This is a genomic window from Thauera sp. (genome assembly GCF_047601425.1).
GTDB lineage: Bacteria > Pseudomonadota > Gammaproteobacteria > Burkholderiales > Rhodocyclaceae > Thauera.
Map to the genome: position 1 here is coordinate 2,578,748 of NZ_JASGJL010000001.1, position 13,246 is coordinate 2,591,993.

A 13,246-nucleotide genomic window follows, 5' to 3' on the forward strand; every position below is an offset into this window, starting at 1 on the left:
GCCAATACGTTCAGGCACGCTTGCTGCGCACCCGGATGATCACGTCGAGGTGCTCCAGTTCGACGCCCTCGGGCAGGCGCGGCACGCCGACGACCTTGAGCTCATCAGCGGCGACATCGCTCACTTCGCCGGTATCGACGTCATACAGGTGGTAGTGCGGATCGGTGTTCGAATCGAACACCACCCGGTCCGGATCGATGATCAGTTCGCGTAGCAAGTTCTTCTCGCGGAACAGGCGCAGCGTGTTGTAGACCGTGGCGCGCGAAGTCTCGGGCGCATTGACGCGCACCCGCTCCAGCACCTGGTCGGCGGACAGATGCACCGGCCGCGCAAACAGCACTCGCGCAATCTCGATGCGCTGCTGGGTGATCGGCACGCCGACGCTGCGCAGGCAGGCGATCGCATCTTCGGTGGTATGAACGTTCATGTCTCTCTCTGGACCCGTCCGAGCCTCATCTTGTCATCGGGATGGCGCTTGCGCCATCCCTGCAGAAACACCCGGCCATCCCGCCACGCGGAACGGCCGGGCCATCGGCACCGCCTTACTGCCAGGGATTCGGCTTCGGCGTGTCGTTGGACGACGGCGGCAGCAGCGGCATCACGAAGGTGGGCTGGTCGCCGGTCAGCGTCTTCAGGAAGGCGACGATGTCGGCGATTTCCTGCTCGCTGTACTTGCGGCCCAGCTGCAGGCGCCCCATGAGTTCGACCGCCTGTTCCAGCGTCGCGGCTTCGCCGTCGTGGAAGTAGGGATAGGTCAGTTCCACGTTGCGCAGCGTCGGAACCTTGAAGTTCATGCGGTCTTCGTCCTTGCCGGTGACGCCGGCACGGCCTTCGGCCGGGTTGTTGGTCTTGTACGGCTCGAACAGACCCATCTTCTGGAACGACGTGCCGCCCACCGCCGGACCGTTGTGGCAGGCCACGCAGCCGCTTTCCTTGAACAGGCCGTAACCGGCCAGTTCGCGATCGGTCAGGGCCTTGTCGTCGCCCTTCAGCCACTGGTCGAACGGCGAGTTCGGCGTCACCAGCGTCTCCTCGAAGGCGGCGATCGCACGGGTGATCTTGTCGATGTTGATCGCCGCGGAGCCGAACACCGCCTTGAACTCGGCGACATAGCCCGGAATCGAGCGCAGCGTATCGATCGCCAGGTCGTGGGTGAAGGCCATTTCACCAGGGTTGGCGATCGGGCCACCCGCCTGCTCCTTCAGGTCGGCCGCACGGCCGTCCCAGAACTGCGCCACCGCCAGGCTGGAGTTCAGCACGGTGGGCGAGTTGATCGGGCCTTGCTGCCACTTGTCGCCGATCGAGGTCTTCAGGTTGTCGCTGCCGCCCATCGACAGGTTGTGGCAGGAATTACAGGAAATGAAGCCGGAACGCGACAGGCGCGGGTCGAAATACAGCTTCTTGCCCAATTCGACCATTGCCGGGTTCGACGGCCTTGGCCGGTTCGATCGGCTGGATCGGCTCGTCACGGACCGTGGCAGCCCAGGCGGAGCCTGCCATGACGAGTGCGGCAACAACTGCAATTGCCTTGATTTTCATGTTGTTTCTCCTTGTACGCATCGAAAATGCCATGCCACCGTTTTTAGACGGCGTCTAAATTTCCACAGCCATTAGACCTAGCTCTTCCGGGCTGCTTGTTGACCGGCATCAAGAAACATCCACTTGCGGCGGCCGCTTTTCACGCAGGGCTGCAATTCGATACACGCCGACATAGGCCAGTCACTATGCTTGGCGACGTCCAGATACTGGGCGCAGCGCCGATATTCCGGCTCCGCCCCCTCCCAACCCTTCCGAATCACAGAACGACGCAGACGATGACCGCCTCACCCTCCCGCCCGAAGAAGAATCGCGCCCTGCGCACCGGACTTGCCGTACTGGTTCTCGCCCTTGCCGGCGCCGGCGCCTGGCTGGCCTGGCCCCACCTTTCAGGCAGCAACGGCACTTCCGCCTACCAGTTCGCGACCGTGCAGCATGGCGACATCGAGGACGTCGTCACTGCCACCGGCACGCTTCAGCCGCGCGACTACGTCGATGTCGGCGCCCAGGTCTCGGGCCAGTTGAAGAAGATCCATGTCGAGGTCGGTTCGGTGGTGAAGGCCGGCGACCTGCTCGGCGAAATCGATTCCACCGTCTATCTGTCGAAAGTCGATGCCTCGCGCGCCCAGTTGCGCAACCTGCGCGCCACGCTCAAGGACCGCGAAGCCCAGCTGGCGCTGGCCCGCATCCAGCTTCGCCGCCAGCAGGCCCTGATGGCCGAGGACGCCACCACCCAGGAAAGCCTGCAGACCGCCGAAGCCAGCGCCAAGTCGGCCGAAGCCTCGCTCGAAGCGCTGCGCGCCCAGATCGAGCAGAACGAATCCAGCCTGCGCGCCGACGAAGCCAATCTGCAGTACTCCCGCATCCTGTCGCCGATGAGCGGCACCGTGGTCTCCATCTCCGCCCGCCAGGGCCAGACCCTGAACACCAACCAGTCCGCACCGACCATCCTGCAGGTGGCGGACCTCACCACCATGACGGTGCAGACCCAGGTGTCGGAAGCCGACATCAGCCGGCTGCGAACCGGCATGGACGCCTATTTCACGACACTGGGCGGCCAGGGCAAGCGCTGGTACGGCAAGCTCGCCAAGATCGAACCCACGCCCACCGTCACCAACAACGTGGTGCTGTACAACGCACTGTTCGACGTGCCCAACGACAACGGCGAACTGATGACGCAGATGACCGCCCAGGTCTACTTCGTCGTCGCCCAGGCGCGCGACGTGCTGCAGGTGCCGCTCGGCGCGCTGGGCCAGATCCGTCCCATGCGGCCGCAGGGGGCCGGCACCGAGGCGGCCGAGGGAGAACGCCGCGCTCCGCGTGCGCAGGCGGCAGGCGCCGAAGGCGGGAGCGGCAGCGATGCGCGCCGTTCTGGCGGGCCGGATGGCGAGCGCCGCGGCCCGCGCCCGCAGGGCCAGGCCAGTGCCGAAGGCGGCGGCGAAGCCTTCCGGCGTGCCAACCGCGGCCCGCGCGAAGGCGGCCAGGCCGCTCCCGGCGCACCGCGCCAGGCGACGGTACGGGTTCTCAAGGCCGACAACAGCATCGAGGAGCGCAGCATCACCATCGGCGTCTCCAACCGGGTGTCCGCACAAGTGCTGTCCGGCCTGGAAGATGGCGACCGGGTCGTGGCCGGTGTCGCAGTGCCGGCAGCCAGCCAGCCCGGGGCTCAGCCCGGCGCCAACCGCCCGCCGATGATGGGACCGGGGCCGCGGCTGTGAAACGCGAAGCTTTCGCTCCCGCCGAGGCACGCGCAGCGGCCGCCGCCCAGCCGCTGATCGAACTGCGCGGCATCACGCGGACCTTCGTCAATGGCGAAATCGAGACGCGCGTGCTGCACGGCATCGACCTCTCCATCCACCCCGGCGAGTTCGTCGCCATCATGGGCGCCTCCGGCTCGGGCAAATCGACGCTGATGAACATCCTCGGCTGTCTCGATCGCCCCACCAGCGGTACCTATCGCTTCATGGGACAGGACGTTTCCGGCTTCGACCGCGACGAGCTCGCCCGCCTGCGGCGCGAAGCCTTCGGCTTCGTGTTCCAGAGCTACAACCTGATCGGCGGCTCCACCGCGCGCGAGAACGTCGAAGTACCGGCAATCTATTCCGGCATGCCGCCGGCCGAACGCCATGCCCGCGCCGAGTCCCTGCTCGCCGCGCTCGGCCTCGCCGAACGCGGCCATCACCGCCCCAGCCAGCTCTCCGGCGGCCAGCAGCAGCGCGTCTCGATCGCGCGCGCGCTAATGAACGGCGGCCGCATCATCCTCGCCGACGAGCCGACCGGCGCACTCGACAGCAAGAGCGGCGAAGACGTCATGAAACTGCTGCGGCAGCTGTCCGCCGACGGCCACACCATCATCCTGATCACCCACGCCCGCGAAGTGGCGGAGCAGGCCCAGCGCGTCATCGAGATCCGCGACGGCCACGTCGTCGCCGACCCCGGCCCGCGCCTGCCCGAAGGCCCGGAGCCCGACTTCAGCCCGCAGGTGGACCGCAGCTCGTCGGTGACCGACATCATCGAAGCCACCCGCACCGCGCTGCGCGCGCTGCGCGCCAACCTGTTCCGCACCATCCTGACCCTGCTCGGCATCGTCATCGGCGTCGCCTCGGTGATCGCCATGCTCGCCATCGGCGACGGCGCCAAGCAGAAAGTGGTCGACCAGATCAGCGCCATGGGCACCGACCTGCTGACCATCCGCCCCGGCGCCCCCAACCAGCGCGGGCGGGACACCACCGCCACGCTGGTGCCCGAGGACGTGGACGCGATCCGCGATCTGGCCAACGTCCGTGCGGCCGCGCCCGAACAGTCGAGCAACGTCACGCTGCGCTACGGCGGCAACGACCACCGCACCCAGATCAACGGCACCTCGGAGGACTACGTGGTCGCGCGCAACTGGGCCGTCGCCACCGGCACCTTCTTCACTGCCGACGACGTCTCCCGCTACGCCACCGTCGCGGTGCTGGGCCAGACCGTCGCCAAGGCCCTGTTCGCCGGCGCCGACCCCATCGGCCAGTACGTGCTGGTCAATAACATCCCCTTCCAGGTGATCGGCACCATGACCGGCAAGGGCGCCACCTCCTTCGGCCAGGACCAGGACGACGTGATCTTCATGCCGCACACCACGTCCAGCCTGCGCATCACCGGCCAGCGCTTCCTGCGCAACGTCACCGTGGCGGTGGCCGACGTCGACCGCATCGACGACACCCAGGACGACGTGCACGCGCTGCTGATCAACCGCCATGGCCGGGAGGATTTCCAGATCCGCAACATGGCCTCGGTCATCGACACCGTGTCCGCGACGCAGAACACCCTCACCATCCTGCTCGGCGCGGTGGCGGCGATATCGCTGCTGGTGGGCGGCATCGGCGTCATGAACATCATGCTGGTGTCGGTCACCGAACGCACCCGCGAAATCGGCATCCGCATGGCGACCGGCGCACGCATGAGGAACATCCTGCAGCAGTTCCTGATCGAGGCGCTGGTGGTGTCGGCGATCGGCGGCGCCATCGGCGTCGCCGCCGGGCTCGGCACCGCGGCCATCATCGCCTTCTTCGGCACCCAGGTGAAATACACCCTGCTGCCGGTCGTGCTCGCCTTCGGCTGCGCCTTCGCCACCGGCCTGGTATTCGGCTACCTGCCGGCGCGCAAGGCCGCCCGGCTGGACCCCGTCGTCGCGCTCGCCTCCGAATGACTCCCCTGCCCTTCCGCCCGCCCATGCCCGCTTCGCCCCTCCGCACCCTGCCCGCCATGCTCGCCGTCGCCGTCGCGCTCGCCGCCGGCGGCTGCGCACTGCCCATCACCCATCCCGGCGCGCCGCTGGACATCCCCGCCACCTGGGACGAGGCCGCCGCCAACGAGCGCGCTGCCGGTTCGATCGATGCCGAATGGTGGCGGCAGTTCGGCTCGGCCGAGCTCGATGCGCTGGTCGAACGCGCGCTCGCCGGCAGCCCCGATCTCGCCGTCGCCACCGAACGGGTGCTGCAGGCCGAAATCGCCGCCCGCAGCGCCCGCGCCTCGCTGTTCCCGACCGTCGACCTGCGCCTCGACACCAGCACCACCGGCAGCCGCGACAGCGACGGCTCCAGCAACAGCAGAGGCTCCCAGGCCAGCCTGGGGATCAATTACGAAATCGACGTCTGGGGCAGCAACATCGCCCGCTACGAAGGCTCGCGCCACAGCCTCGCCGCCACCCGCTACGACTACGAAGCCACCCGGCTGTCGCTGGTCGCGGGCGTCGTCAACGCCTACACGCAGATCCTGTCGCAACGCGCGCGGCTCGACATCGCCCGCGAAAATCTCGCCATCGCCGAACGCCTGTTCAGGATCGTCGAAGCGCGCTACCGCAACGGCGCCGCCTCGGCGCTCGACCTCAGCCGCCAGCGCGGCACCGTGCTGGCGCAACGCGATGCCATCCTGCCGCTGGAAGTCACCGAACGCCAGTTGCTGCGCGCGCTGGCGATCCTCGTCGGCAGCACGCCGGTGGGCTTCGACATCGCCGGACGGAACCTCGACCCGCTCGCGATTCCCGACGTCACCCCCTTCGTTCCGGCCGAGCTGCTGGTACGCCGTCCCGACCTCGCCGCCGCCGAAGCGCAGCTCGCCGCGGCCGACGCCAACATCACCGTCGCCCGTGCCGCGCTGTTCCCGCTCAAGCTCAGCCTGAGCGCCAGCGGCGGCCTGTCCAGCGGCGAGTTCGGCCTGCTGAACCTTTCCAATCCGGTCTCCAGCGGCACCCTGGCGATCTCGCTGCTGCAGTCGATCTTCGACGGCGGCAGGCTGCGCGGCGCGGTCGAGACCAGCGAATCGCAACGCCGCCAGGTCCTCGAAAACTACCGCAAGGCGGTGCTCACCGCGCTGAAGGAAGTTGACGACGCCGCCGCCAACGCCGAACGCAGCCAGCAGCAGGAAGCCTCCCAGCTCGCCATCCGCGCCGAGTACGAACGCGCGCTGCGGCTCTCGGAACTGCGCTACCGCGAGGGCAGCGACGACCTTTCCTCGCTGCTCGACGCCCAGCGCAGCCTCTTCTCGGTACAGGATTCGATCGTGCAGCAGCGCCTGTCGCGCCTCAATGCCGCGGTGGATCTGTATAAAGTGCTCGGCGGCGGCTGGATCATGCCGCCTTCCCCGACCGGCACGACCGAAGGCTGAACCTGCCGCACCGGCTGCGCAACGCAGCCGAGTTCCCCATGGGGCCGGCCGGCCCCAACAAGCTGCGCCAAAGCTGATCCCTCCCGGGGAGGCGCCATCCTGCGCGCTTCACGCCCCCGGCGGAACCAGCCCCCCAACGGCGACGCGAACGTCGCAGCAATTCTCTCCACACCCCGCTTGCCCTGTTTTGGGCGGGCCATCCCTATCCCTGAAGCGGGCACAGCTCCGATATGAATGCCATATCCGGGACGAACTTGTGTCACTGATGCAACAAAATCGAAGTCAAATCCGTCACAAGAACGAACAAATCTTTGCAATGCTTGTTACGAATCATTATTGTTTGCATAAATTTGACAAATCGTAGCCAGCCACCTGCAGCGTAAGTGCCTGTCGGGAAGCCAGCCAACTTTCTTGACATCAACCAAGGACCCCGTTTCATGGCACATACTGCAACTCCGCGCCTGCGGCGCACGGCTCTGCTGATCGGCCTGATCTTCCCTGCCGGCGCGGCCTTCGCCCAGGAACAGCAACTCGGCTCGGTGGTGGTCAGCGCGGCCGGCTTCGAGCAGAAGATCACCGATGCCCCGGCCAGCATCTCCGTCGTCACCCAGGAAGAACTCGCCCGGAAGCCCTACATGACCCTGATCGACGCGGTGCGCGATCTGGAAGGCGTGGACGTCGGCGAGACTGCGGACAAGACCGGCCAGAAGACCATCAGCATGCGCGGCATGGGCTCGGAGTACACGCTGGTCCTGGTTGACGGCAAGCGCCAGAACAACCACGGCGACATCTATCCCAACAGCTTCGGCGGCAACCAGTTCAACCACATTCCGCCGCTGGACGCGATCGAGCGCATCGAAGTCATCCGCGGCCCGGCATCCACGCTGTATGGCGCCGACGCCATGGGCGGCGTCATCAACATCATCACCAAGAAGGACATCACGAAGTGGTCCGGCTCGGTCACCGTCGGCCGCACCTTCCAGTCGGACAACGACTTCGGCGACGACACCACCACCGACTTCGCCATCCGCGGCCCGATCCTGCCCGGCACACTCGGCGTATCCCTGCGCGGCAGCTACTACGACCGCGAATCCTCCACCCCCGAATACGCCTCGTCGGTCGCTCCCGACGGCACGGTCCACCCTCGCAGCCTGGGCTTCGGCGGCGGCGGCAAGACCGTCGACAACACCAACCAGGCCTACGGCATCAGCCTGATCTTCACGCCTGACACACGCCAGCGCATCACTTTCGATTACGACATCTCCAGACAGAAGTACGACAACAAGCCCATCGTCGACCCCTCGACCGGAAGGACCAGCTTCCCGCTCGGCACCGTGGACAGCATCAATACCATCTGGTCCGCGGGGAACTACTGCCAGGGGGCCACCGGCAACAGTGCCGGAGCATGCGCAAGCAACGGTGGCACCTGGAGCCGCCGCGCCAACCCGCAGGTGGGTTATGTTGACGAGCAAAAATTCACACGGGACGCCTGGTCCCTGACTCACGAAGGCAAGTGGGATTTCGGCAACAGCTTCATCTCGCTGTCCTACGTCGAAACCGACAACAAGGGCCGCACCATGCCCTTCACCGTGGCCGAACGGGAACAGCTGCTCGAAATGTTCGACGGCACCGGCCCATATGCCGGCATGAGCCAGGCCGAGCGCAGGGCTGCCGCCGAAGCCGCCTTCCTGCCACGCCGCAAGCGCGCCTTGCAGAGCAACCAATACACGCTGGACGCCAGACTGGACATCCCGCTGCAAAACCTGGCAGGCGAGCACCTGCTGGTCATCGGCGGCCAGGTCATCGACGGCGAACTGAAGGACGGCGTGTTCGGCCTCGAGTCCGGCACGCCGGGCAAGGTCCAGGACCACAAGATGTGGTCGCTGTTCATCGAGGACAACTGGATGGCGACCGAGGCCTTCACGCTGACCGCCGGCATCCGCTACGATGACCACGACATCTTCGGCAACCAGGTTTCGCCGCGCGTTTATGGCATCTACAACCTGAACCCGCAATGGACCCTGAAGGGCGGCGTGTTGACCGGCTTCAAGACGCCCAAGACCACCGACCTGTACGACGGCATCACCGGCTTCGGCGGCCAGGGCACCAGCCCGTTCTTCGGCAACCCGGATCTGGAACCGGAAACCAGCCGCAATACCGAACTGGCGGTGTATTGGAACCACCCGAACGGCCACAGCTTCAACGCCACCATCTTCCGCAACGACTTCAAGGACAAGATTTCCTCGCAGCCTTGCGGCCCCGCTACCTCGCTGCCATGCGCCAGCACGGGTGAATATGCCGATCTCGGCTACACCACCTCCAACAAGGCCACGAACATCGACAAGGTCGTGATCCAGGGCTTGGAACTGGCTGGCCGCTGGCAGATCTCGCCAGCGTGGGCGCTGCGCGGCAACTACACCTATACCGACAGCGAGCAGAAGAGCGGCGTGAACAAGGGGAGGCCGCTGAACCAGACGGCGAAGCACATGATGAACACCACGCTGGACTGGCAGGTGATGGACAGGCTCAACGTCTTCCTGACCATGGAAGCACGTTCGAAGCGCTACCGCGGCGTGATCAACGGCAAGGAAGCACACTACAAGGACTATGAGGTCTTCCACCTGGGCGCGAGCTACCACGTGACCGACAACGTCACCATCAACGGCCGCATCAACAACCTGCTGGACGAGGACTTCACCACCTACAAGACCGATTTCGTCGCTTGCACCACCGGAACCACGTGCATCAACGGCTGGCAGCCCAGCTACCTCGACGACTTCAACAACAAGGACAAGGCGCGTAATTTCTGGATCAGCGTCAACGCCCGGTTCTGATATAGATAGCTTTCGCCTTGCATGACGAGCCGCGCCGGCCCTGCCGGCGCGGCTCTCTTTTGGGCCGCACGACGTACAAAAAACTACAACAAATTCGAAAAATCTTATTGTTGCGAATGATTATCAACATTAGAATTCCCGGCTCAAGGTCCCGACATCCTGCGGCTACGCACACCGCATCGGGCATTCGAACCGACGGAACCGCGCTTTACTGATGCCGACCTCTCCTGACTCGCCGAGCCGCCGCACGCCCAGCGCAAGCTCCACTTCCGCGTCCGGCCACCAGGCCGCCGCCCGTCAGCAGGCCCGCCGCGGCAACTGGCTCAAGACGCTGCACCAATGGCACTGGATCAGCTCCGCGGTGTCGCTGTTCGGCATGCTGATGTTCGCCATCACCGGCATCACCCTCAACCACTCCGGCGCCATCGAATCCAAGCCCGTCATCGAGACGCGTACGGCGGTCGTGCCCGACGCCGTGGCCGAGGCGCTGCGCCGGCTGGCAGCCGACGAGGATGCCCCGGCGGAGCGGCCGCTGCCCGCCGAGGCAGCGGACTGGGCGGCCGAAGCGCTCGGCATCTCGGTGTCCGGCAGGGACGCGGAATGGTCCGAGGAAGAAATCTACCTCGCTCTGCCCCGCCCCGGCGGCGACGCCTGGCTGCGCCTCGATCTGCAGGATGCCGAAGCGGAGTACGAACTCACCGACCGCGGCTGGATCGCCTGGCTCAACGACCTGCACAAGGGGCGCAATTCCGGCGAGGCCTGGAGCTGGTTCATCGACATCTTCGCCGTGGCCTGTGTGGTGTTCTCGGTCACCGGCCTGCTGATCCTGCAGGTCCATGCCGCCAACCGCGCCTCGGTGTGGCCTGTCGTCGGGCTCGGCATCGTGCTGCCCACCGTGCTCATCCTGCTTTTCGTCCATTAACCCCGCCCAGGAGTCATCCATGCACAAACCCCTGTTCCTCGCGGCTGGCCTGCTCGCGGCCAGTTCCGCGTTCGCCGCCGGCATCGAGGTCGACATCGAGCTGCCGCGCATCGACGTGTCGGACTACCGCCGCCCCTACGTCGCTGCCTGGCTGGAGCGCCCGGACAACTCGGTCGCCGCCAACCTGGCCGTGTGGTACGACGTCAAGATGCGCAACGCCGAAGGCGCCAAGTGGCTGAAGGACATGCGCCTGTGGTGGCGCCGCACCGGCCGCGACCTGGAGCAGCCGATCGACGGCGTCACCGCCGCCACCCGCAACCCCGGCGTGCACAAGCTGAGCTTCACCGAAGGCCAGACGCCGCTCGGCAAGCTGGCAGCGGGCGAATACCGCCTCGTCGTCGAAGCCTCGCGCGAACATGGCGGCCGCGAAGTCGTGACCGTGCCGCTGCAATGGCCGCCGGCCTCGGCCAGCCGCAACGAAGCGCGCGGCGAACACGAACTCGGCACCATCGCCGTCCAGCTCAAGCCCTGATCCACCCGCCATCCGACCCGAGGAGAGAAATCCCATGAAGCTGAACAAGCACTTCGCCGTTGCCGCCCTCGCCCTTGCCGCCGCCATGCCGGCCGCGCAAGCGCACGAATTCTGGCTGCTGCCGTCCTCCACCGTGCTGTCGAGCCCCGGCTACATCACCGTTGACGCGGCCGTGTCCAATGACATCTTCTACTTCAACTACCGTCCGCTGGGCGTCAATGCCCTGGCGATCACCGCCGCCGACGGCAGCAAGGTCGAGCCCGAGAGCATGGTGCAGGGCAAGCTGCGCACGGTGTTCGACGCCAACCTGCAGGCCGCCGGCACCTATCGCCTGGCCATCGCCAACGCCAGCATCATGGCAAGCTGGAAGGAAGGCAGCGAAACCAAGCGCTGGCGCGGTTCGCAGGCCGAGATGGCGGCCAACGTGCCGGCCAAGGCAGATGAGCTGACGATCCGCGAAGGCGTGTCGCGCCTCGAGACCTTCGTCACCGTCGGCCGCCCCACCGACATCAAGCCGACGGGCCAGGGCCTGGAGCTGGTGCCGGTCACCCACCCGAACGACCTGTACGAAGGCTCGCCCGCGGTGTTCAGCTTCACCGTCGACGGCAAGCCCGCCGCCGGCATCGAAATCGAGATGATCCGCGCCGGCACCCGCTACCGCGACCAGCTGGAAAAGATCACCCTCACCACCAACGCCGACGGCCAGATCAGCCACACCTGGCAGCACCCGGGCATGTACTACCTGAAGGCCGGCGTCACCGGCAAGAGCGAGACGATGGCAAACGTCGAGCGCCGCCTGTCCTACGTCACCACGCTGGAAGTGCTGGCGCAATGACCAGGGCTGGCCCGCTGCTCGCCGGCGGGCCGCCTGAATGCCGATGATAAGCAGTCTCGAAATCAGCCGCGTCGGCCCGGCCGCAGGCGTGATCGCCGCTTATGCGGCCTTCTGCCTGCGGATCTGGAGCAGCCACCGCAAGCGCGCCAGCGCGCACAACGCGACGGGTGCCGACGCGGTGCTGGTGGCCTTCGCCAGCCAGAGCGGCTTCGCCCGCGAACTTGCCGAGGAAGCCGCCACGGCGCTCGAATCGACCGGCGTCGGCGTGCGCCTGTGCGCACTCGACGTGGTCGACGCGGCCAGCCTGAAAGGCTGCCGCCAGGCCCTGTTCATCGCCAGCACCTGCGGTGAAGGCGACGCGCCGGACAATGCGGCGCGCTTCGTCAAACGCACCATGGAACAGGCGCCGTCGCTGGCCGAGCTTCGCTACGGCCTCGTCGCCCTGGGCGACTCCACCTACGCGAACTATTGCGGCTTCGGCCGCCGCCTCGACGCCTGGCTGGAAGCCTGCGGCGCCGCGCCGATGTTTCCGCGCATCGACGTCGATCGTGCCGACGGCGACGCACTCACCACCTGGCGCCATCGGCTGGCTGCCTTCGCAGGCCTTGCCGAACTGCCCGAAAGCGCCCTGCCGGCGCTCGGCTTCTGGCGCCTGCGCCGGCAATGCCACCTCAACCCCGGCAGCGCCGGCGGACCGGCCTGGCACGTCGAACTGGAAGCGGTTGACAGCGACGGACCGGACGCCCGCCCCGTTCCGCAACCCGACTGGCAAGCGGGCGACCTGCTGCAGCTGTATCCGCCGGACGAAGGCAGCTCGCCGCGTGACTATTCGATCGCATCGCTACCCGAGGACACTGCGGTTCATCTGCTGGTGCGCCAGGTCAGAGGACAGGACGGCACCCCGGGCCTGATGTCCTCGCTGCTGGCCGGCGCGTCCGGCACCGGCCTGGTGCTGCGCGGGCGCATCCGCCCCCATCCCAACTTCCGCATCGGCGACAATGCCGACCGGCCGCTGATCCTGATCGGCAACGGCACCGGCCTCGCCGGCCTGCTCGCCCACCTGCGCCTGCGCGCCCGCCAGGGCGACGGACGCAACTGGCTGATCTTCGGCGAGCGCAACAAGGCCTTCGACGACTTCCACGGTGCGGAAATCGAGACTCTCGAGCAGCAGGATCTGCTGGCGCGCTGCGACCGCGTATATTCTCGCGACGAACCGGCGGAGTACGTGCAGCACCGCCTCGCCGGCGCCGCCGATACGGTACGCGAATGGGTCGATGGCGGCGCTGCGATCTACGTCTGCGGCAACGCCGTGGGCATGGGGCCGGCGGTACATGAAACCCTGGCGGCCATTCTCGGCGCCGAAACCCTCGAACGGCTGACGCACGAAGGCCGCTACCGCCGCGACATCTATTGAACATGGCGGCCCCACCAGGCCGCCATGC

At 66.8% G+C, this 13,246-nt stretch carries 9 protein-coding genes and 1 pseudogene; 8 read left to right on the forward strand and 2 right to left on the reverse strand.

Features of this window, described 5'->3' with window-relative positions:
* Positions 1 to 10 precede the first annotated feature (10 nt).
* Both QM748_RS12570 and QM748_RS12575 read right to left on the reverse strand, forming a co-directional pair.
* Positions 11 to 427: a Fur family transcriptional regulator gene (locus QM748_RS12570; protein WP_415247274.1), complete on the reverse strand. Its 417-nt coding sequence runs from the start codon at positions 425 to 427 to the stop codon at positions 11 to 13.
* A 115-nt stretch (positions 428 to 542) separates the two neighbouring features.
* Positions 543 to 1,539, reverse strand: a pseudogene (locus QM748_RS12575) (cytochrome-c peroxidase).
* Between the two features lie 275 nt (positions 1,540 to 1,814).
* On the opposite strand from QM748_RS12575, the gene QM748_RS12580 reads away from it, so the two are divergent.
* The 8 genes from QM748_RS12580 (at position 1,815) to QM748_RS12615 (ending at position 13,218) form a co-directional block, all read left to right on the forward strand.
* Positions 1,815 to 3,254, forward strand: coding sequence for an efflux RND transporter periplasmic adaptor subunit (locus QM748_RS12580; RefSeq protein WP_415247275.1), 1,440 nt, complete (start codon positions 1,815 to 1,817; stop codon positions 3,252 to 3,254).
* Complete coding sequence (locus QM748_RS12585) at positions 3,251 to 5,224, forward strand: MacB family efflux pump subunit (protein WP_415247276.1); 1,974 nt, start codon at positions 3,251 to 3,253, stop codon at positions 5,222 to 5,224. The genes QM748_RS12580 and QM748_RS12585 overlap by 4 nt, the downstream gene beginning before the upstream one ends.
* A gap of 23 nt (positions 5,225 to 5,247) precedes the next feature.
* Positions 5,248 to 6,681 (forward strand): efflux transporter outer membrane subunit, encoded by a 1,434-nt coding sequence (locus QM748_RS12590; RefSeq protein WP_415247277.1) that lies wholly within the window; start codon positions 5,248 to 5,250, stop codon positions 6,679 to 6,681.
* A 437-nt stretch (positions 6,682 to 7,118) separates the two neighbouring features.
* Complete coding sequence (locus QM748_RS12595) at positions 7,119 to 9,515, forward strand: TonB-dependent receptor domain-containing protein (protein WP_415247278.1); 2,397 nt, start codon at positions 7,119 to 7,121, stop codon at positions 9,513 to 9,515.
* A 214-nt stretch (positions 9,516 to 9,729) separates the two neighbouring features.
* Positions 9,730 to 10,437 (forward strand): PepSY-associated TM helix domain-containing protein, encoded by a 708-nt coding sequence (locus tag QM748_RS12600; protein WP_415247279.1) that lies wholly within the window; start codon positions 9,730 to 9,732, stop codon positions 10,435 to 10,437.
* Positions 10,438 to 10,456: 19 nt separating this feature from the next.
* Entirely contained in the window at positions 10,457 to 10,969 is a 513-nt protein-coding gene (locus QM748_RS12605; RefSeq protein ID WP_415247280.1) for a DUF2271 domain-containing protein, read from the forward strand.
* Positions 10,970 to 11,003: 34 nt separating this feature from the next.
* Entirely contained in the window at positions 11,004 to 11,804 is an 801-nt protein-coding gene (locus QM748_RS12610; RefSeq protein WP_415247281.1) for a DUF4198 domain-containing protein, read from the forward strand.
* Positions 11,805 to 11,841: 37 nt separating this feature from the next.
* Positions 11,842 to 13,218, forward strand: a complete 1,377-nt coding sequence (locus QM748_RS12615) for a flavodoxin domain-containing protein (RefSeq protein ID WP_415247282.1) — start codon at positions 11,842 to 11,844, stop codon at positions 13,216 to 13,218.
* The last annotated feature ends 28 nt before the right edge of the window (positions 13,219 to 13,246 follow it).